This window comes from Micromonospora sp. BQ32 (assembly GCF_059358895.1).
In genome coordinates this window covers 71,219-90,615 of record NZ_JCADBI010000017.1, presented here as the reverse complement: position 1 = coordinate 90,615, position 19,397 = coordinate 71,219, and the positions used below count along the sequence as shown (strand labels likewise).

General features: G+C 70.6%; 19 protein-coding genes. 6 read left to right on the top strand and 13 right to left on the bottom strand.

What is annotated here, in order from left to right; translation table 11 throughout:
* Window positions 1-82: 82 nt before the first annotated feature.
* The 4 genes from AC5L30_RS26905 to AC5L30_RS26890 all read right to left on the bottom strand — a co-directional run bounded on the left by AC5L30_RS26905 (window position 83) and on the right by AC5L30_RS26890 (window position 4,291).
* Complete coding sequence (locus AC5L30_RS26905; RefSeq protein ID WP_494870480.1) at window positions 83-745, bottom strand: response regulator; 663 nt, start codon at window positions 743-745, stop codon at window positions 83-85.
* Window positions 742-1,881: a sensor histidine kinase gene (locus tag AC5L30_RS26900; RefSeq protein WP_494870479.1), complete on the bottom strand. Its 1,140-nt coding sequence runs from the start codon at window positions 1,879-1,881 to the stop codon at window positions 742-744. Before AC5L30_RS26900 ends, AC5L30_RS26905 begins: the two co-directional genes overlap by 4 nt.
* A gap of 96 nt (window positions 1,882-1,977) precedes the next feature.
* The gene (locus AC5L30_RS26895; protein ID WP_494870477.1) at window positions 1,978-2,865 is read right to left on the bottom strand and encodes a tetratricopeptide repeat protein; all 888 of its coding nucleotides are present in this window, start codon (window positions 2,863-2,865) and stop codon (window positions 1,978-1,980) included.
* A complete protein-coding gene (locus tag AC5L30_RS26890; RefSeq protein WP_494870475.1) occupies window positions 2,834-4,291 on the bottom strand; it encodes a helix-turn-helix domain-containing protein in 1,458 nt (485 codons plus the stop codon). Before AC5L30_RS26890 ends, AC5L30_RS26895 begins: the two co-directional genes overlap by 32 nt.
* A 117-nt stretch (window positions 4,292-4,408) precedes the next feature.
* On the opposite strand from AC5L30_RS26890, the gene AC5L30_RS26885 reads away from it, so the two are divergent.
* The 3 genes from AC5L30_RS26885 (at window position 4,409) to AC5L30_RS26875 (ending at window position 6,437) form a co-directional block, all read left to right on the top strand.
* A complete protein-coding gene (locus AC5L30_RS26885) occupies window positions 4,409-4,807 on the top strand; it encodes a hypothetical protein (RefSeq protein WP_494870473.1) in 399 nt (132 codons plus the stop codon).
* 5 nt (window positions 4,808-4,812) lie between these two features.
* Entirely contained in the window at window positions 4,813-5,004 is a 192-nt protein-coding gene (locus tag AC5L30_RS26880; protein ID WP_494870472.1) for a hypothetical protein, read from the top strand.
* A gap of 167 nt (window positions 5,005-5,171) precedes the next feature.
* Complete coding sequence (locus AC5L30_RS26875; protein WP_494870470.1) at window positions 5,172-6,437, top strand: prolyl oligopeptidase family serine peptidase; 1,266 nt, start codon at window positions 5,172-5,174, stop codon at window positions 6,435-6,437.
* Window positions 6,438-6,492: 55 nt separating this feature from the next.
* Here the strand turns inward: AC5L30_RS26875 and AC5L30_RS26870 are convergent, their stop codons facing one another.
* The 4 genes from AC5L30_RS26870 to AC5L30_RS26855 form a co-directional block, all read right to left on the bottom strand.
* Window positions 6,493-7,017, bottom strand: a complete 525-nt coding sequence (locus AC5L30_RS26870) for a hypothetical protein (protein ID WP_494870468.1) — start codon at window positions 7,015-7,017, stop codon at window positions 6,493-6,495.
* Between the two features lie 128 nt (window positions 7,018-7,145).
* On the bottom strand, window positions 7,146-8,804 hold the full coding sequence (locus AC5L30_RS26865; RefSeq protein ID WP_494870466.1) for an RICIN domain-containing protein: 1,659 nt from the start codon (window positions 8,802-8,804) through the stop codon (window positions 7,146-7,148).
* 79 nt (window positions 8,805-8,883) lie between these two features.
* Entirely contained in the window at window positions 8,884-10,398 is a 1,515-nt protein-coding gene (locus AC5L30_RS26860) for a family 43 glycosylhydrolase (RefSeq protein ID WP_494870464.1), read from the bottom strand.
* 272 nt (window positions 10,399-10,670) lie between these two features.
* Complete coding sequence (locus AC5L30_RS26855; RefSeq protein WP_494870462.1) at window positions 10,671-11,858, bottom strand: amidohydrolase family protein; 1,188 nt, start codon at window positions 11,856-11,858, stop codon at window positions 10,671-10,673.
* Between the two features lie 367 nt (window positions 11,859-12,225).
* Between AC5L30_RS26855 and AC5L30_RS26850 the strand changes: the two genes are divergently transcribed.
* Both AC5L30_RS26850 and AC5L30_RS26845 read left to right on the top strand, forming a co-directional pair.
* A complete protein-coding gene (locus tag AC5L30_RS26850) occupies window positions 12,226-13,107 on the top strand; it encodes a DUF1963 domain-containing protein (protein WP_494870460.1) in 882 nt (293 codons plus the stop codon).
* Between the two features lie 109 nt (window positions 13,108-13,216).
* Window positions 13,217-14,170: a cyclase family protein gene (locus AC5L30_RS26845; RefSeq protein WP_494870458.1), complete on the top strand. Its 954-nt coding sequence runs from the start codon at window positions 13,217-13,219 to the stop codon at window positions 14,168-14,170.
* On the opposite strand, the gene AC5L30_RS26840 is transcribed toward AC5L30_RS26845, so the two are convergent.
* Window positions 14,098-14,580 carry a ribosomal maturation YjgA family protein gene (locus AC5L30_RS26840; protein ID WP_494870457.1) on the bottom strand — a complete coding sequence of 161 codons (483 nt, stop codon included), beginning with the start codon at window positions 14,578-14,580 and terminating at the stop codon, window positions 14,098-14,100. The genes AC5L30_RS26845 and AC5L30_RS26840 overlap by 73 nt on opposite strands.
* 177 nt (window positions 14,581-14,757) lie before the next feature.
* Here AC5L30_RS26840 and AC5L30_RS26835 point away from each other — a divergent pair, with 177 nt between their 5' ends.
* On the top strand, window positions 14,758-16,113 hold the full coding sequence (locus AC5L30_RS26835; RefSeq protein ID WP_494870455.1) for a glycoside hydrolase family 6 protein: 1,356 nt from the start codon (window positions 14,758-14,760) through the stop codon (window positions 16,111-16,113).
* Window positions 16,114-16,162: 49 nt separating this feature from the next.
* On the opposite strand, the gene AC5L30_RS26830 is transcribed toward AC5L30_RS26835, so the two are convergent.
* The 4 genes from AC5L30_RS26830 to AC5L30_RS26815 are packed head-to-tail and all read right to left on the bottom strand — an operon-like array spanning window position 16,163 to window position 19,237.
* Entirely contained in the window at window positions 16,163-17,110 is a 948-nt protein-coding gene (locus AC5L30_RS26830; protein ID WP_494870454.1) for a hypothetical protein, read from the bottom strand.
* A gap of 47 nt (window positions 17,111-17,157) precedes the next feature.
* Window positions 17,158-17,697 (bottom strand): hypothetical protein, encoded by a 540-nt coding sequence (locus AC5L30_RS26825; protein WP_494870452.1) that lies wholly within the window; start codon window positions 17,695-17,697, stop codon window positions 17,158-17,160.
* Window positions 17,694-18,221 (bottom strand): hypothetical protein, encoded by a 528-nt coding sequence (locus AC5L30_RS26820; RefSeq protein WP_494870451.1) that lies wholly within the window; start codon window positions 18,219-18,221, stop codon window positions 17,694-17,696. Before AC5L30_RS26820 ends, AC5L30_RS26825 begins: the two co-directional genes overlap by 4 nt.
* Complete coding sequence (locus tag AC5L30_RS26815; protein ID WP_494870449.1) at window positions 18,218-19,237, bottom strand: hypothetical protein; 1,020 nt, start codon at window positions 19,235-19,237, stop codon at window positions 18,218-18,220. Before AC5L30_RS26815 ends, AC5L30_RS26820 begins: the two co-directional genes overlap by 4 nt.
* Window positions 19,238-19,397 lie beyond the last annotated feature (160 nt).

The window sequence follows — 19,397 nt, the reverse complement described above, 5'->3', positions numbered from 1 at the left end:
GCCGCACCCGCCCCCGCTCATCGGCACATGGGCCGCGATCCGGTCGGCCCAAGGTCGGGCAGCGTCGTCGTACTTCCGTCGGTCACCAGTGCCGACGGCGGCGGTTGGTCTCGTACGCCCACATCGCCACCTCGACCCGGTTCCGCACCCCCAGCTTCGTCATCAGGCTGGTGACGTGCGACTTGACCGTGCTCAACGTGATGTAGAGCTCGTCGCCGATCTCCTGGTTGGTGCGTCCCCGCGCGACGGCGACCAGGACCTGTTCCTCCCGGTCGGTGAGCGCCTCGATGGGCTGCTTCCGCGGCGCGGCCGGATCCGCGTCGGCGAACGCCTTCAGCAGCCGCGTGGTGACGCTCGGCGCGATCAGCGCGTCCCCGTTGGCGGCCGCGTGCACGGCCTGGCTGAGCAGGTCCGGGCCGGCCTCCTTGAGCAGGAAGCCGCGGGCGCCGGCGCGCAGCGCCGCGTACACGTACTCGTCGAGGTCGAAGGTCGTGATAACGACCACCGCGAGCGGTTCCGGGACCATTGGCCCGGCGAGCGCCCGGGTGGCCTCGATGCCGTCCATGACCGGCATGCGAATGTCGAACAGACACACGTCGGGGCGGAGCCGCCGGGCGAGTTCGACCGCCTGCCGGCCGTCGCCAGCCCCACCGACGACCTCGATGCCGGGCTGAGTGTTCAAGATGATGGTGAGGCCGGTGCGGACGATCTCCTGGTCGTCCGCCACGAGCACGCGAACCGTCACGCGCCGACCCCCTGGCGCGGGAGCACTGCCGTGACGGTCCACCCACGGTCGGGGTTGGGGCCGGCCTCGCAGGTCCCGCCGAGCAGGTCGGCGCGCTCCATCATGCCCACCAGGCCGAAACCGGTCGAGGCGGTCGGTCGGGCGGCACCGACCGCGCCGTCGTCGCTGACCCGCAGGCGCACGGACGCGTCGTCCGCCGCGACGCTGACCTCGATGCGGGTGGCGTGGCGAGCGTGGCGACGGGCATTGGTGACCGATTCCTGAGCCAGGCGGTAGAGCGCGGAGCCGACCGTGGGCGGCAGGTCGCCGAGGTCGCCGCGCAGCTCCACGTCGACCCTCGGCCCGGTGCGGAACTGGCCGGCGAGCCGCCCGATGTCGGCCACCTGCGGGTTGGGCCCCAGGTCGGCGGGCTGGTCGCGGCGCAGGACGCGGACCATCGCGCGCATCTCGGCGAGCGCACGGGACGCCTCGGCCTCGATGGTGCGCAGCGCCTCGACGGCGGCACCCGGCTGGCTCGCCGACGCGGCGATGCCGGCCTGGGCGCGGATCGCCATCGCCGACACGTGGTGGGCCACCGTGTCGTGCAGGTCACGGGCGAGCCGTTCACGCTCCAACAGCTTCACCTGATCGAGTTCGCGCAGCCGGGCGGCGGCGCGGAAGCGGATCGCGACGCCCAGGGTGGCGGCGGCGAACATCACCGCGAAGCCGGCGACCAGTTCGCCGCCGTCGGTCGACCCGACCAGGCCGCCGGCGGTCACCTTGGCCACCACGAAGAACGAACCGATCACGGCATCCCGGCCGGAACCCCAGCGGAACAGCGCGTAGACCAGGAGGACCAGGAAACCCGCCGTGAACAGCTGGCAGGGGTCGCCGGGCAGCACGTACGGGGCGACTGTCGTACCGCCGAACGCGATCGTCACCATCGCGAGCGGCTTCGTACGGCGCCACCGGAGCGTGGGCAGCAGCGCGAGTGCGACGACGACGCAACCCACCCGCCACGGCAGATCGGGTCGGAAGATCCCTTCCAACACGATCGCCGGCGCGAGGACTGCGATCACCGCCCAGTCGCGCCACACCCGCGACGGGGCGGGGGAGACACGCGGCTCGGTCATCACCGCGTGCAGGCGAGGGTGCATGGGACCCATCGTACGAACGGTGGTGCGACTCCAGATCGTCCCAAAGTACGACCGGTGGCTATCGGGTGCCCTGGTGGCCGGGCGAGGAGACGTCCGTCACGGTAGCTGGAGCTTGGCGCGGACGGCGGCGGCGTCCGGGTGATTGAGGGCGGTGAAGATGTCCAGCGCCCGCTGCCAGTCGGCCCGGCCGGAGGTGGGGTCGGCGAGGGCGTGGCGGGTGTCACCGAGGCGGCTGAGAGTGTCCGCCTCGCCCCAGAGGTCGCCGAGGTCGCGGGTCAGCTCCAGCGTGCGCTCGTAGCACTCCACGGCCCGGTCGTACTGGCCGAGGTGGTGGTGTGCGAAGCCGAGGCTGTCCCAGGTGGCGGCCTCGCCGGCGCGGTCGTCGAGCTGCCGGAGGAGGTCGAGTGCCTGCTCGCAGTGCGCCAACGCCTCGACGTGCTCGCCGAGCTGGGCATGGCACCAGCCGACCGCGTTGAGCGCGTCGGCCTGGGCCCTGCGGTGGCCGGCGGCCCGGGCCAGGGCGAGGGTCCGCTCCGAATGATCGAGGGCCTTCCGCGGCTCACCCTGCCGGTCCCACAGCGAGGCGAGGTTCTGGTGCGTACGTGCCTCGCCTTCCACGTCTCCGGCGCGGACGTACAGGTCGAGGGCCCTCTCGAGGTGGCCCAGCGCGTCGGCGTACTGGTTGACCACGGTGTGGGCGCCGGCGAGGAAGCGGTGGGCGACCGCCTGCGCGACCGGGTCGCCGAGACGCTCGGCGGCGCGTAGGGCCGCCCGGCAGGTCTCGACGCGGTCCTGCCAGTGCCCCTGCCGGTCCAGGAACGTGTCGAGGGCCCGCCCCAGCCGCCAGGTGTGCGTGTCGAATCCGGCGCCGGCGGCCTGGCGGAGCGCGGCGAGCAGGACCGGGTGCTCGGCGGTCAACCAGGCCATCGCCTCCGGATGGGTGGTGGGCCGCTCAGGTCGCACACCGGCCGCGGGCGGGGTCATGAGGTGGTCGACCGGGTCGCTGTGCGGGCGTAGCAGGGCGTCGGCGGCGTGGGTGGTGTGGGTGTAGTGGTCGAGAAGCCGGGTGGTGGCGGCCCTGCGGTCCGGCTCGGGGTCGGTGTTGTCGCTGAGTTCGGCAGCGTACGCCCGCAGCAGGTCGTGCGCCGTGAACCGGCCGGGCCGGTATTCGGCGAGCAGGTTCGCGCGGGTCAGCTCGGTCAGCGACCGGCGGGTTCCATCCGCCGGAAGGCCGGCCAGGCTCGCCGCCGCGGCCACCGTGATGTCCGGGCCCGGGTGCAGGCCCAGCAGCCAACAGGCCGGCCGCCGGCGGGGTGAGCGCGGTGTACGACCAGGAGAACACCGCCCGTACCTCACCGACCGCGTCACCCGCGTCCAGGACGCCGAACCGTCGACCGGCCGTGCCCAGCTCGGTCGCGAGGGTGACCAGCGGAAAGCCGGACTGCTGGGCTCTGGCGGCGGCGATGCTCAACGCCAGTGGGAGGCGGGCGCAGGCGGCGATGATCGCCTCGGCGGCCGCCGGCTCGGCGGCCACCCGTTCGGCGCCGAGCCGGTTGGTGAGCAGATGACTGGCCGCGTCGCGGCTGAGCAGGCCGAGCGGGATCGGGTCCGCGTTGTCGAGGCTGACCAGCGAGGTGAGCTGGTTGCGGCTCGTCACCAGCACCATGGTGGTGGGTGTGCCGGGCAGCAGCGGACGGACCTGCTCGGCGTCGCGGGCATTGTCCAGCACGATGAGGATCCGTTTGCCGGCCAGCGCGCTGCGGAACAGGGCGGCCTGGGCGTCGAGGTCGGCGGGCACCCGGGCGGCCGGTACCCCGAGCGCGTCCAGGAAGCCGTGCAGCGCCTTCGCCGCGCTCACCGCCTGCCCACGCGGGTCGAAGCCGCGCAGGTTCACGTAGAGCTGACCGTCGTCGAACCGGTCGGCGACGCGATGCGCCCAGTGCACGGCCAGGGCGGTCTTGCCCACCCCGGCGGTGCCCGAGATCGCGGCGACCACGACGGCGGTGGGCGCGGCGACGAGCTTGTCGAGAAGGGCCAACTCGTCGTCACGGCCGGCGAGGCTGGCCACGTCCGCGGGCAACTGCCGGGGCACCATCCGGTCGGGCGGGCGCGGCGCGCGGCGGCGGCTCTCCTCGATGCGGTCCCGGGCGGTGGCCAGCGCGCCCTGTTCGGCCGGCGTGGCACCGAGGAGCCGGACCAGGGCGTCGAGCCGGTCGGTGGGGGGCAGCGTCTTCCCGGTGAGGTATTCCGCGATCGCGGTGTGCGACCAGCCGGTGCGGGCGGCCAGCTCCCGATAGGTCAGCTCACCGTCGCCCTGTTGGCGTGCGTGCCTGCGTCGCAACGCCCGCAACAGGCCAGCAAGGTCGTCGGACGTTTGGGCCCCCGCAGCATCCAGCGCCTTGCTCCCCACCGTCGGCAATCGACGTTTGTCAGTGTACGGCGGTGTACGGAATCGCGGCCAGAGGTCCGGCCCGATCGGCGATCCTGCTCGGGTGCAGAGCGCACTGATCGAATCATTGGAGGTCATGTGTCCGTACATCTCAAGTCTCTGGTCCTGGCCCTGAGCGTGCTCGCGGCGACGCTCACCGTCCCGGCGGCGGCGTCGGCGGCGCCCGACGTGGCCATCTGCAAGACGAAGGCGGCCTGCGCCGACGGCGGCCTGCGCGCGGCGTCGTCGGGCAAGTCGGCCCGCACCACCGGTGACATCACGACCAACGCGATTCCGGTGCCCCCGCCGGCCGGGTTCCCGCCGGGCACCCCCTGTTACCGGGAGGAGGTCTCCGAGGAGGTTTACGAGACCGCCACCTACACCACCATCTACGAGTTGTACTTCCAGGCGAGTGTCTGCCTGTTCCCCAACGAGATCGTGCTGTACGGCCTGGACACGTCCTCTCCTTCCCCAACGACGTGCAGGACCCCCGACTGACCTCGATGCAGTTCGTCGTGCGCGACGAGATCGTCAACTACAGCCCGACCGAGAAGGATGGTTACTCCGAGCTGTGGGTGACCTTCTGCCCCGACCCGGCGCAGCCCAGCGCCTGCCAGCGGTACCTGCACCGGCTGGGCCTCATCTTCAACCCCGCCTGGGTCTACCCGTTCTCCGTGTTCGAGCGCCTGAGCTGACCGTGCGGGCGGTCTTCCTCCCGTGACTGATCAGGGCGCCTCCCACGTAGCTGTACCGACGTGGGGCGCCCTGATCACTCGTGGCGGCACCGGTTGCCAGCGGATCTCCACGGCGTTACGTTGAGATACCATCGATGAGCTTCTACATCGCAAGGTACGGGGGCCGCATGTCCACGCCTGTCACTCGTCGCACCGTTCTGGCCGGTGGGGCCGGCGCCGCCATCGGCCTGGCCCTGCCGGGCCTCGCCGCCCACGCCGGTGGTCACCACCCCACCAGCGTGAGCTTCACCCTCGACGCGAGAACGCTCGACGGCGGTGAGCAGGTCACCTCGGTCACCCTCGACACCGGCCGACTCGGGCCGATCGACCCGGCCGGGCTGACCCCCGGCACGTTCACCGTGCACGCCAAGGCCACCAGCCCGATCCCGATCGCTCCCGGCGACCAGATCTTCAGCGAGTACGACCTGAACCGCACGGTGACCGCGGCCCGACTCGACCGGCACGGGAACATCGTGCTGGAGCTGAGCCACGCCGAAGGTCAACCCGGCGGTGGCACCCTCGGCTACATCCTCAGCAGGGGCCGCAACGTCCGACTGGACCTCGTCTACACCATCACGCAGAACACCCCGATCGTCCGACGTCACGGCTCGCCGGTCACCATCGGCCGCTTCGTGCAGGCGGGGCTGTCGAACCCCGAGGTGGACGCCTTCAGCTACCACGTCTCAGGCTCGGGCCTGAAGTACCGGCTGTACTCTCCCGACCACTCGCCCCGGCGCGGCCGGCGGCCGCTGATCGTCTGGCTGCACGGCGGCGGCGAGGGTGCCTCACTGCCCGACGACTACTACGACAACGAGACCACACTGCGCGCCAACCGGGGAGCGCTCGGCTTCGCCACCCCGCAGGCTCAGCGGATCTTCTCCGGCGCGTACGTCGTCGCTCCGCAGAGCACCTCCTACTGGATGGAGGACGGCCCCCGGTTCGCCCCGCTGATCCGCGAGATCGTCCAGGATCTGGTACGCCGCAAGCGTGTCGACCCGGACCGGATCTACGTGGTCGGTTGCAGCAACGGCGGCTACATGTCCCTTGAGATGACCTCGACCTATCCCGACCTGTTCGCCGCGTCGGTGCCCATCTGCGGCGTCGTCCAGCCGCTCGACGGGGAGGGCCCGCCGCTGATCACCGACGCCGAGTTGGCGAAGATTCAGACCCCGACCTGGCTGGTCACCTCGCTCGACGACGACACCGTGCCACCCGAGACCAACACGATCCACGCCCACGACCTCATCCCGGGATCGCTGATCACCCTGTACGACCACGTCGTCTGGAACGGCTACCAGTTCCCCGGCCACTGGTCCTGGATCTACGTGGCCCGCAACGACCCGAGCGTCAACGGCACCCACATCTGGCAGTGGATGGCCCGCCGTCGTCGGTGATCTACCGTCCGGGATCGTGCCCACGCGCGACGCCGACGGCACCGGCTGGCGTGGATCACTGCTTGCGGCGTAGCTCGCGCAACACGCCGTGCCGGCGCATCGCCCACGCGAGACGTCGGACACGCGGGTGCCACACGAACAGCACCGCCGCCCGGCGGATCAGGCCGAACCGGTTGTCGCTCAGCTGGCTGTCGATCGCCTGCCAGATCAGCTCGCGCACCTTGGCGCTGGCCAGCACCGCCCGCACCTCACGCCGCACCGCAGGATCCTCGGCCGCCGACGCGATGGCGGCCGCCTGACCGGGCCGGTCGGCAAGCGGCTCCACCGCCGCCGCGACGAGCGGCCTGCGTACCTCGTCCCGCTCCAGCAGCAGCAACACCGCTTCCCGAATCTCCACCGTGTCCAGGCCGGACCGCAGCAGGCCCAGCAGGCTGCGCTCCACCTCGCGGTCACGGTCCGGGACGGACAGCGTGGCCAGCAGCCCCGCGATCTCCTCAAGATCGACGACGTGTCGCACCCCGGAGCGGAACTCCGGCAGCTCCCACGCGACCTGGAGAGCCTTGACGAGATGGCGATTCATGGGCCAACGGCTACCCGGAAGCGCCGACCGGCGAAACCCCGCGACCTGTCCGGGCCGACGCGGCAGCCACGATCCGGCCCAAGGGCTGAGAGCGGCCGCCCGCACCCGGGCGGCCGCCCTTCACCGGGTCAACACCAGGTCAGCGTCGAGTTGACCCGGGTGACGTTGCTGATCGTGTTGTTCGCCCCACCGCAGGGGCTCTGGGTGATGTTGGTGCCGCTGACGGTCAGATTCTGGAACCGGATGCCGGAGGAGATCGGGAACTCGCTCCGGGCCGCGATCCGCACCTCGCCACCGCCCGTCACCGTCCCGGACACCCCGGCGATGATCACGTTGTAGCAGTTCTCCACCAGGATCGAGTTGTTCCCCGTGTTCGAGATCGTCACCCGGTCGATGACCGCGCCACCGGATTCGGACACGCAGAAGATCCCCCGACCACCGCCGGACGCGAGCACGGTTCCGACCCGGATGTTGGTCGGGTACGAGTTGCCCACCCGGCCGTTGCGGTTGGCCATCCGGAACGCCGCGTACCCGGTTCCGGCCCCGGCGCCCTGCGCGTCGACCGTACCGACCGTGGCGTTGATCGTGTCGTTGAGCAGCAGGCCGGAGTCCCGGGTGTTCCGCGCCGTGACCGTGCCGATCGTCAGACCGTCCACGCCGTACGTCTCCACCCCGTGGCTACCGGTACCCGACACGTACACGTTGTCGATGCGGATGTTGCGCACCTTGACCGCTCGGTCTCCACCGTGGTTGTCGATACGGACGCCCAGCCCGGCGGAGAGCCGCATGTCGATCTGCCCGAGGGTCAGGTTGTTCACGTTGCGCATGAAGATCCCGTACAACGGCGCACCGGTCAGCGTGAGGTTCTGCACCTCGACATCCGTGGTTCCCCGCGAGTACACCGGCGCCTGGTCACCCGAGCCCGACCCGGTCACGTTGATCGTGCCGCACACGGCCAGGGTCGTGTACGACGGCAGCGACAGCCGCGAGCCCGCGCTCATCGAGCCGGAGCCGCGAACCACCACCCGCTGCTTCGACGTGCGACCCGCCGACAGCGAGTTGACCGCAGCCTGCATCGCCGACAGCATGTCCGAACCCGAGTAGACCGTCGACGAGCCATTGCGGACCGTCCAGGTGCCTCCGCTCAGTACGGCCTCGGCGTTGGTCGACCCGCTGCCACAGCCGGTGGCCGGTGGTGTGCTGCCACCACCGACCGCGACCAGCTGCCACTGCTGGTTCGTTCCGTTGAGGTCGGCGTACTGGCTGATCCGGCCGCCATCGGCCGTGGACCGTTCCCAGACCTCAAGTGCCTTCGCGGAGTGGCGGTTAATCAGCCGGACGTGCCCGCCGTCGGAGTCGAGGACCTGGAACTGCTGGTTGGTGCCGTTGACATCGGACCACTGGCGGTACTCGGCGCCGTCGGCGGTGTTCCACTCCCAGAGGTCGACGACCTTGCCGCTGTGCCGGGCCTTGAGGCGGTAGTAGCCGCTGCCGGAGGAGACGAACTGGAACTGTTGCCACGCGCCGTCGTTGCGGGACCACTGCTGGATCACGGCGCCGTCCGCCGTCGAGGTGTCCCGGACGTCGAGGACCTTGCCGCTGTGTCGGTTGACCAGCACGTAGTAGGCGTTGGTGTCGATGTTCGCCGCCGCCGCCGGCGGTGCGCCGACCAGAACGGCGCCGGCCGCGCCGACCAGCGTGGTGATCACGGCGAGCACCAGGCCGGCACGCCAGCCGCGACGGACCGACCCGCCGCCGGACGGTCTCCTGGTGATGATGAAGGGCATCGCTCCTCCTGGGCTGGAATGGGCTGCGGGCGAACCTGGACGGGTGTCGACGACCGCGGGCGCTTCGACCGGTGGGTGACTACTCCAGGTGGAAGGTGGCCGAGGCGCGGTCGGTGCTCGAACTGACCGCCTCCACGTAGAGCAGTCCGTCGCGGTGGCGCACATGCCGGCCCGGGAAGTTCTGCGACTCCAGGGAGATCCCGGCGCTGTCGGCGAGGCCGGCCTGGCGACGGAAGCTCGCATCGGCGCCGAACAGCGCCGAGCCGTCGTTCTTCTCGACGTAGAGGGCGTAGCCCCGGTGGCGTAGGTAGTAACCGGGGAAGTTGGTCGACTCCAGCGACACCGAACCGCCGCCGGCGAGGCCGGTGACGAAGCGGAACTGGGAGTCGGCCAGGTTGGTCACGTTCGGCTCGATCCGGGCCCGGTAGTCGTAGTGCCGGATGTAGCTGCTGACCTGGTCATGGGACCGCAGCCGCACCGGTGTGGCCCCGTCGGGCACCGGGATGCCGAAATTCGGAGTGCCGTCGGCGTTCCAGTACACCTTCTGTATTCGGGTGCGTCGGTTCGGGTCGTTGAGCGGATCGCCGGTGATGTCGCGGTAGTTCCGGTCGTGGTAGACGAGGATGTCGCTCTGCCCGTCCTCGGAGACGGTGAACGAGTTGTGGCCGGGGCCGTACTGGCTGGTGGCCGCGTTGCTGGCGAACACCGGGCTGGGGCTCTTGCTCCAGGAGGCGGCGTCGAGCAGGTTCGCGGTGGCGGAGGCGCTCAGCATCCCGAGGCAGTAGTTGGCGTCGGTGGCGCTGGCCGAGTAGGTCAGGAAGATCCGGCCGTTGCGTTGGATCACCGCCGGTCCCTCGGCAACCCGGTAGCCGCGGGTCTCCCAGTCGTACGTCGGCACCACGAGCCGGGTCACGGTACCGGTGATCTGCCACGGGTTGGCACCCATGCGGGCGAGGTAGACGTTGGAGTTGTTGGAGATGCCCGGCTCCTGCTGTGCCCAGGTCAGATACCGCACCCCGTTGGCGACGAAGGTCGAGGCGTCCAGGCTGAAGGTGTCCCAGGGTGTCGTGATCCGGCCGCGTTCGGTCCACGAACCGGCCAGCGGATTGGCGTTGGCGTTCTCCAGCACGTACATCCGGATCCGCCACACGTCGTCGGTCCGGCCGGCGGCGAAGTAGACGTACCACCGGTTGTTGATGAAATGGATCTCCGGTGCCCAGATGTGGGCGCCCATCTCTCCGCTGGTGTGGCGGCTCCAGATCGTCGTCTCCGCGGCCGTTGCCAACCCCTGCAGGGTGGTGGCCCGGCGCAGCACGATCCGGTCGTACTGCGGCACCGTCGCGGTCAGGTAGTAGTAGCCGTCGGTGTGCCGGAAGATGTGCGGATCGGCCCGCTGGTTCACCAACGGGTTGGTGAACGTGACGGCCGGCGCGGCGTGCGCCGGCCCGGCCACGGGCAGGCCGGCCGACACGGCGAGGACCACCAGCACCGCGGCCAGCACCGAGCGCAGACGCCGAGAGCCACCGTGGCCGGCAGGCCCCCGGTGGATGGCCCGACAGGTGTTCGGGTCGGTTCGAGGGAATGGCAGCGGCATCTGTCCTCCGCGAGCTGGGAACGGCCATTGGCCAGCACCTGTAGCACCGCGGCGATGCCGTGGCTGATCCGGTCGACGCCGAGCAGCGGCGTCGGGCAGGACCGGGGGAGAGGCGCGAAGGGCTGGGAATGTGACGGTGGTGTTGCCACCAGGTGGCGGAGTTCATGTTGGCGTTAACATCGATACATGTCAAGGCGTGATGGTCGCCGACCTGGCAGGAACAGCGGGCATCGCGTACCTAAAGGTGGCGCTGCTGCTGTCGCCGTGGGCCCCTACCTCACCGGCTCACCGGCGCGGTACACGGCGAGCGGGCGGCGCAGCGCCGTGATGTCGCTCGTCGGATCGCCATCCACGATCAGCAGGTCCGCGTCGAATCCGCGGCGCACGCGGCCCTTGCGTCGCCCCAGGCCACACGCCTCGGCGCCGACCGAGGTGGCCGCGGCGAGGGCGGCGGTGGCGGGGATGCCGCAGGCCACGTACTCGACGAGGGTTTCGGGCAGGATGCCGTGCGGCTTCGCCGGGCCGAGGCCCGCGTCCGAACCGGCCACCAGGCGGACCCCGGCCCGGTGCAGGGTGGCAGCGCCGTCCCGCAGCGCGGCCTCGCTGAGCCCGGCCCGCGCCGCCATCGCCACCACCTCCGGTGGCGTGACCACGGCCGGGTCGGTGCCGAGCGTGGCACAGACCGCCACCCCCGACCCGGCCAGGCGGTCAGCGAGCTCAGCGGGGACGAGGGCGCCGGCCGCGGTCACGCAGGTGCAGTGCTCGATGCCGTCCACCCCGACGCGCAGCGCCTGCTCGACCGCGCTGAGCGCGTGCGCGTGCGCGGTCACCGGCAGGCCCAGGTCATGGGCCTGGGTCAGCGCGGCGGCCAGCTCCTCGTCGGTGAACTGCGGCCTCGTGGTGTCGGTGCCGGGGGTGAACACCCCACCGCTGGCCATGACCTTCACCAGGTCCGCGCCGGCCGCCGCCCGCAGGCGAACGGCCTCGCGGACCCCGTCGACACCGCTCGCCTCGCCCCCCAACGACCAGCAGTGCCCGCCGACGGTGGTGAGCGGGGCACCGGACCCCACCACCGTCGGTAGGTCGTCCCGCACCCCCCGATCCCGCCACCGGAGCACCGCGCCACGCCGGTCGCCCAGGTCGCGCACCGTCGTGACGCCGGCCGCCGCATGTGTACGCAGTGACGCCTCGACAACCGCGTCGAGGTCTGCCTCGGGACGCTCGGCGAGCCGGCCGAGCGCATCGGGCCCGGCGTCGGCGCACAGGTGCACGTGCGCGTCGACCAAACCGGGCAACACGGTGCCGTTCGGCTCCTCGCGCACCGGCCAGCCGTCCGGCGCCTCGGCCCTACCCCGGTGCACGTCTTCGATGCGCCCGCCGTCGAGCAGGACCAGTAGCCCGCCGTCCACGAGCCGCTCGCCGTCGAACATCCGGGCCACCCGGACCGCATGTTTCGTCATCGTCACCCCCCAGCCCACACCGCTCAGCCCAGCTGCCACCGGTCATGGCCTGACCATCGCACCGCCGAGTGCGCGCAGCCTCCCTCGCCAGAGCGATGTCTCGTCCCCCAGGCCGAGTCAGCGGCCCGCCCGTACGGTGTGCCGCGCGGAATCCGCCCTTTGCTCTGCACCCGCCCACGCACCACGCACGGTCCGTAACTGGCGCGTGGGCGGGTGCAGAGCAAAGGTGGGGTGCCTCTGGTGTGGCCGGTGGGGGCCGGGGCCTCCCGCCACCTGCGCGACCCGGACGGATGTCGGACAGCTTCTTTGTCCCACCCGGTTGCCGGGGTCGTCCTCCCGTCGTATCTCCATGGCAGCATGCTGGGCCATGGATCATCAGGGGCAGTTTCGTCGTGCAGCGCTCGAGTTGGGCATTCCGGATGACGAGATCAGCCGGTTCACCACACACCTGCGTCTGTCGATCCGGTTGAGCGGCGGGTCCGGCGGTGCCCCGGTCGGGCAGGTCGGTGGGTTGCCCCGACTACCGGTGGGCATGGACTGGCCGAGCGCCGGGGCCAGTCCGTTGCCGTTCATCTTCTCCGTCGACTGTGCGGTGCTGCCGAGAATCGACGGCTTCGGCCTGCCGGCAGCCGGGTTGCTGCTCTTCTTCCTGAATCACGAGGAGGACCACCTGGCCGGTGGCGCCGGGGACCGGAGGTACGCCCGGGTCGTGTACGTACCGGCCGACACCGATACCGAGATGGCGGAAGAACCCAGCATCCCCAACTTCGTCGGCAAGCAGTACGACCTCCGCGCCACGCTCGGCGCGGAGCTGCCCCAGTGGATCGCGACCGACGACGACGATGAGGACGAGGACGACCTGTCGCCCTTCCAGCAGCAGGTGGCCCGTGACCTCGAGCGTGACCTGCCGCACCTGGATGAGCTTCGTGCGCTGGCCGACGACCTCTGGCCGCCCGACGAAGGGCTCGCCACCGCCGATATCGGTGGGTACGCCGACGACGAGGTGGTCAGGAGTATCGCGGAGCAGACCCTCGCCGGGCGGGAGAAGGCCGGCGAGATCGTCGTCCCGGTGGCGCAGTGGTACTCCCAGGTGGAGCAGGAGAAGCACCGGCTGACAAGCGAATGGGTGTCGCTCGCCCGTTTTCCCCTGGACGATGGGTTCTACTACGGCAGCTTCGTGATCCGCCACGACGACCTGGCCGCCGGGCGGCTGGACGAGGCGCTCTCCGTGACCGAGTTCAGCGAGTAGAACAGCAGGTAGCGCAGCTGGGCTGCCTGCGGTCGTCCGTCGATCAAGCGGCGGGCTAGCCTGACCTGCGGTGCCTCGAAACCCTGTGACCGGAGGAGTCGGTGCTGAGATGACGGCAGGGCGACCGATGCCGACCCAGGACGACGTGCTCGGGTACTTCGACACGCTGTCGAACTGGGGGCGGTGGGGCGACGACGACGAGCTCGGGACGCTGAACCACATCACCGACGACGTCCGGCTGGCGGCGGCGCGCGCCGTGCGCCACGGCAGGAGTGTGTCGTGCGCGTGGGAGGTCGCCGCACCGGCAGGCATGGAGCGGACGACGACGGCGTGCCCGTGCACCGCCGACATGCCGGGTGCCGAGAACATGCCGCCCGCCTTCCACGCCGACCGGCGTTGGGGCTTCTCGTCCGAGCGGCTCGGCATCACGTTCCACGGCAACACCCTGACCCATCTCGACTCGCCGTGCCACATCTTCTGGGACGGCACGATGTACAACGGGCGGTCGCACTCGTTGGTAGACGCCGCGACGGGCTCGGCGTGGGCGGCCGTCACGGCGGCCGCGAACGGGATCGTCACGCGTGGTGTCCTGCTGGACGTGGCGGCGGCCCGCGGTGTGCCGTGGTTGGAGCCGGGGGAGGGAGTGTTTCCCGACGATCTCGAGGAGGTCGAGCGTCGCCAGGGGGTGCGGGTGCGACCCGGCGACGCGGTACTCCTGCGGACCGGCCATGGCCGCTTCCGGCACGAGAACGGTGCGGCCAGCGGTTTCACCCAGGCCGGCTGGCACGCGTCCTGCCTGCCGTGGCTGCGTGAACGGGGGGTGGCGCTGATTGGCGCTGACAGCCCCCAGGACGTTCAGCCGTCGGGGTACGACGACGTGTTGATGCCGGTGCACGCCGTGAGTCTCGTCGCGATGGGTCTGTGGATGCTCGACAACTGCGACCTGGAGGCATGCGCGACCACCGCTGCCGAGCTCGGGCAGTGGGACTTTCAGCTGGCGGTCGCACCGGTCCGCTTCGCCGGCACGTCCGGCAGCCCGGTCAACCCGATCGCCACCTTCTGACCGTTACGGCGGTGGCGGGCGTGTAGCAGGTGGTGCAGCACCATCAGGGGAATCACGCCGGCCGGGTACCAGGCCAGGTCGACGGGGTCGAACTGCGCGCCCAGCGTCAGCCTCGCGACGAGGCTCCGCGCCGACAGTTCGGCCGGCACCCCGGTCAGCTGCGCGAGTTCGACCATCCAGCAGAAGGCGATGGCGAGAACCCCGGCCGGCACCGGCGCCATCCGCGGCCACAGGAACAGCATCACGACCCAGACCATCGAGGCGTACAGCGCGGTGCCGGAGTATTGCCGCAGCGCCCCGTCGTCGACGACGCGGATCAGCAGGGCGAGGCCCAGGAGAAGCAGCGCTGCCACCGGCATGAGCAGCCGTACGGTACGGACCGTGATCGGTGTTCTCGCAGTGGTAGCCACCGCACCACGGTACGGGGCCCCGGTCTGACGTCGGTACGGCATAATGCGATAAGAATAGAGGTGTATCAATATTTGGAAGAACTTGCGGCCGTGATGCGATGCGATGCGGTCGGAGCAACCGAGCCGGGCCGGTAGCCGCAGGCCCTGCCAGCTCAGGTTCTGAGGGGGCCTACCACCATGACCATGCCACGTCGCGAACGCGTACCCGCCCGGATTCGGCCGGTCCTCGCCGCCGCCGTGTCCGTCCTCGTCGTCGGGGTGCTCGCCGACGCCGGTCCGGCCAACGCCGCCGATCCGCCGCACCGGGCGGCCAACCCCTACGTCGGAGCCCAGGTCTACGTCAATCCCGAGTGGGCCGATCGCGCCACCGCGGAGCCCGGCGGCGACACGGTCGCCGGACAGCCGACAGCGGTCTGGCTGGACCGGATCGCCAGGATCGAGGGAGAGGGCGGGAGGATGGGCCTGCGCGAGCACCTCGACGCTGCCGTGGCACAGCACGACGACCTCATCCAGTTGACCCTGTACAACCTGCCGGCCCGCGACTGCGGCCGACAGGCCCCGCAGGGTGAGCTGTCAATCGGGGATCTGGCCCGGTACCGGACGGATTTCATCGATCCGATTGTCGAGATCCTCTCTACTCCCGACTATGCCGATCTGCGGATCGTCGTCTTCGTCGAGCCGAACTCGCTGCCCGACCTTGTCGTCAACACCGGCAACCGGTACGCGGCCACCCCGGCCTGTGAGGAGGCGCTGGCGCGGGGCACCTACCAGCACGGGATCGGGTACGCCCTGGAACGGCTCGGCACCGTACCCAATGTCTACTCGTACCTGGACATCAGTCACCACGCCGAAGTCGGCTGGCCGGAGGACTCCGGTCCGCTGACGGCGCTGCTGTTGCAGGCCGCGACCACCGCCGGTAGCACGGCGGCCGACGTTCATGGGTTCGTCGCCAACACCGCCAACTACTCGGTCCTGCACGAGGAGTACTTCCGCGCCGACGATGTCATCAACGGCCAACCGGTGTACCAGTCCAAGTGGGTCGACTGGAACCCGTTCATCGACGAGGTGCCCTACGCGCGACACCTACGGGGTCTCCTGACGGAGGCGGGCTTCTCCCCGGACGCGGGTGTGGTTGTCGACACCTCACGCAACGGCTGGGGCGGCCCGAACCGACCCACTGGCCCGGGGCCGTTGGGCGATCTGAACCGTTACGTCGACGGCAGCCGGATCGACCGGCGGGCAGCGATCGGGAACTGGTGCAACCAGAGGGGTGCCGGCCTCGGGCAGCGTCCAGTCGCCGAACCGGAACCGGGCATCGACGCCTACGTCTGGGTCAAGCCGCCCGGCGAATCCGACGGCACCAGCGGCAGCCCGAACGTCGGCCAGCCGTACGAGCCGTTGTGCGACCCGAACTACCTGCCGCCTCGCGGATCGGCGTACGACACCGGCGCGATGCCAGGGGCGCCGCCGTTCGGAGAGTGGTTCCCGGCGCACTTCCGTCAGTTGCTGGCCAACGCCTGGCCGCCCCTGTGATCGTAGTTTCACACCACACGGTGGCGCCGACGACCCGGATTGGCGCTGCTCAGCTCAGCTCCAGGACGGGCCGGGTCAGGATCTCTTCGGCGTACCCGTCGTCAGAGGCGAGCCACTGGCCGAAATCCTTGTCCCGGTAGGCGGTCGCGAGGGCGAGCCACCCCAGGAAGAAACCGCTGCCTCCGCAGGTGGTGCTGCCGCCATCGCCGCCGCACACGATGGTGCGTTCGGTGGTCGCCTCGTGCTTGTACGGATCTTGCCCGATCGCCAACCCCCACAGGTTGGTCTCGCGATGCGTGCCGGCCTTGTAGTCGAACGGGTAACCGCCGTTGGGGCAGTCATCACCCCAGCGGAACAAAGTTGTCACCCCCGCGCCGCATGCCCACTCCCACTCATCCGGGGTCGTCGTCCGCAGGCCGACGCTCGCGAGCTGGGCCATCGCCTCGTCATAGGACACGTCAGTAACCGCTCGGGCACTCGTCACCTGCCCAGCCCGGTCGAACTCGACGGTCAGCCCACCGGCAGACCGGAACGTGCTCACCCCGTCGAGCTGAGCCCTCTCCGACGCGATGAGTTTGAGCACCCGGGGGTCGTCCGACGCCAGCGAAACCTCGCAGGGGTCGAACGCCTCCACCGCGACCAGCATCGCCGGCAATTCGACGCTGCGCACCGGCGAGGTCATCGCGTCGACGTACTCGGCCAACGGTGGCAGGCCGTACTCCGCGACGCTGTCGGCGTAGCTGGCCAGCTGGTCCGAAGTGGGCTGGAAACGGGTCGCGTCGTGACCGAGCGTCGGTCGGCCGCCGGGCACCAGAGCGAACCGCATCCCGTCCCGCTCGAACAGTGCCACCCGGTGCGACCGCCCCGCGTACACCGTGTCCTGAAGGCCGACCGGCACGGTCAGACCGTGCCGGTCGGCGATCTCCTCGGCGAGCCGGTGGGCAGCACCATCGGAGAGGTCGTTCCACTGCGCATAAGTGAGATCGGCGTACGACACCACGCAAGGATAGGACCGGACGTCCTGCTCCCACAGGCGCGGAAACGTCACGACCCAAACGCGTAGCCGCCGGATCGGACCGGGTAGCGGGGAACGTTGTACGGGGCGGTGTCGATGCAGTACCGCTTGGCGGGTCTCGTCGGATCGCCGCCGGCCTGCAGCGTCTCGATCTGGTCGGCTCGTCCCGGACCGCCCTCAATGATCTTGACAACGAAGACGTGGTTGACCATCGGGCTGCCGCCCGCCGGGACGACAGCGGTTACCAGTGCGGTGTCGCCCACCACGCTGACGCACGTCACCTCGGCCTGCCCCTCGCTCACCACGTGTCCGTCGGGCAGCGCGTGCCGGAAGCGGAACACGCCGTGGCCTGTCCCGTGACGGTCGACCCAGCCCAGGACGCCGAACCGGATCTGATGACCGAGTGTCCCGGGCTCGTCGTAGACGAAGCCGCCGACGCCGGCGATCCACGCACCCGGCGTGGCGGGTACCTCCGGTGGGTCCTGGTCGTCGGCCTGCGCCGACACCGGGGCACCGACGGCCGTCACGGCCCCGGCGAGCACGGCGACAAGCATCCTGCGGATTTTCATGGCTTCTCCAGTCTTCGAACGATGGCTGCGCGCCGGCGGTAGTCGGCGGCCACGGCGATGACGAGCGGGCCCCACGCGAGCAGCGGGGTGTAGTAACGGAACACCTCCCAGCCGGGAGGCGGGTGCACCGGTTCGTCGTCGCCGATGCCTACCCATCCGCTCTGCACGAGGTGGAACCTCTGGTTCAGGAGGAAGTACACGCAGATGGCGACGAGCGACCAGCCACCGATCAGCGCGACGCGCACGACCGGACGGGCCGGGATGGGACGGCCCCCGATGCGGGGCACCCAGTGCGGAACTCGCTGTCCCCACCCGTGCACCAGCCCGAGTGTCAACAGGGCCAGTCCCATCGACAGGGCGGACAAGAAGATCATGTACCACGGTGTGACGGCATCGTCGGTGAACACCAACGACAGTCGCCAGAGTACGGACGGCAGGACGCAGAGCGGTACGGCGTAGGCGGCCCAGACGGCCCAGGGCGGCGGGGCGGCGGTCGGGACGCGGGCAGAGTCAGTGGGGCTCACGGATGCTCCGATCCTGGGAGGCCGGTCAGGGAGACGTCGGCAGTGGTGGCGAGGGCGTAGCCGGTGGTGGTGACGGCCAACGACACTCCCCAGCCGAGGAACACCAGCAGCGTGGCGGTGACGGCCCATCCGTCCCACACGTCGGACCAGCGCGTGTCCCCAGTGACCAGCTGGCCGACGAGCACCGCGATGCTCAGCACGCCGTAGGTCACCAGGGTGAGCGCCACGACGCCGGCCGGGATCACCGCCAGCCGTCGGGGGACCTGTCGGCCGTGTAGTCCCGGCACCCAGCGCGGAAACTGCTGCCCCCAGCGCTGTACCAGCCCGAGAACGAGCAGGCCGGCGAGCGGCGGGACGAGCGTGATCGCCAACCCCGTCGCCGTGGAAAGGTTCCGCTGGATGTCGTCCAGTTCCCGCTCGGAGATGCCGATCGGCACGCCGGCCACCCACAGCGCGTGGGGCACGGCCCAGCCGACCACGGGCAGCGCAACGGCGACGTACGCCCAGCGGCGCGTCCACCGCGGCACCGGCCGGTAGCCGCCGGCGGCCGGTCCGCGCCGGGGCCTGGATGCGTTCGCAAGCCCGGCGAACAGGACGCCACCGGCCACCAGCGCGAGCCGGGCTCCGAGGTCACGCCAGTCCGAGGGCCGCCCCGCCAGCGCTGCCGGGATCTCGAAGACCAGGTGCAGCGGGAACGCGGCCACCAGGAGCAGCGCGGCCGTGGCCCAGCTACCGGCGGTCGCCCAGGTGCCGGGAAACCGGACCGTGCACCCGAGCACCAGCGCGAGGGCGACGCCGACCCCCACCGCACCCCACCCCGACCAGACCGGCAACGCCACGACCTGGTCCGCACCGCACCCGCCCGCCGGATCGACCAGATCGGTGCGATCGCAGGCGGTGTACCCCCACCGGCCACCCGCGATCCAGTACAGCCGCTGAGCCACCGCGGCGACGACGAACACGACGCACGCAATCGCCCACGGTCTGGTGCGGCTCGGTATCTCAACAACTGCCATGGACCAACGATCGCTGGCTGCGGATCAGCTCTCCTCCCCGACAGAAGGGGAAGCGCTCCCTCCGCCGGGGGACAGGCCGACCCGGGGTACGGACACGGCGGCGTGGGAACGGCGACGGTCGCCTCAAGGAATGCTCAAATTCGATCGACGTCAACCACTG

Coding starts and splice junctions, on each gene's coding strand:
- AC5L30_RS26900 (WP_494870479.1), bottom strand. CDS start 1,881: ATGCACCCTCGCCTGCACGCGGTGATGACCGAGCCGCGTGTCTCCCCC.
- AC5L30_RS26895 (WP_494870477.1), bottom strand. CDS start 2,865: ATGACCCCGCCCGCGGCCGGTGTGCGACCTGAGCGGCCCACCACCCAT.
- AC5L30_RS26880 (WP_494870472.1), top strand. CDS start 4,813: ATGCAGTTCGTCGTGCGCGACGAGATCGTCAACTACAGCCCGACCGAG.
- AC5L30_RS26875 (WP_494870470.1), top strand. CDS start 5,172: ATGTCCACGCCTGTCACTCGTCGCACCGTTCTGGCCGGTGGGGCCGGC.
- AC5L30_RS26870 (WP_494870468.1), bottom strand. CDS start 7,017: ATGAATCGCCATCTCGTCAAGGCTCTCCAGGTCGCGTGGGAGCTGCCG.
- AC5L30_RS26865 (WP_494870466.1), bottom strand. CDS start 8,804: ATGCCCTTCATCATCACCAGGAGACCGTCCGGCGGCGGGTCGGTCCGT.
- AC5L30_RS26860 (WP_494870464.1), bottom strand. CDS start 10,398: ATGCCGCTGCCATTCCCTCGAACCGACCCGAACACCTGTCGGGCCATC.
- AC5L30_RS26855 (WP_494870462.1), bottom strand. CDS start 11,858: ATGACGAAACATGCGGTCCGGGTGGCCCGGATGTTCGACGGCGAGCGG.
- AC5L30_RS26850 (WP_494870460.1), top strand. CDS start 12,226: ATGGATCATCAGGGGCAGTTTCGTCGTGCAGCGCTCGAGTTGGGCATT.
- AC5L30_RS26845 (WP_494870458.1), top strand. CDS start 13,217: ATGACGGCAGGGCGACCGATGCCGACCCAGGACGACGTGCTCGGGTAC.
- AC5L30_RS26835 (WP_494870455.1), top strand. CDS start 14,758: ATGACCATGCCACGTCGCGAACGCGTACCCGCCCGGATTCGGCCGGTC.
- AC5L30_RS26825 (WP_494870452.1), bottom strand. CDS start 17,697: ATGAAAATCCGCAGGATGCTTGTCGCCGTGCTCGCCGGGGCCGTGACG.
- AC5L30_RS26815 (WP_494870449.1), bottom strand. CDS start 19,237: ATGGCAGTTGTTGAGATACCGAGCCGCACCAGACCGTGGGCGATTGCG.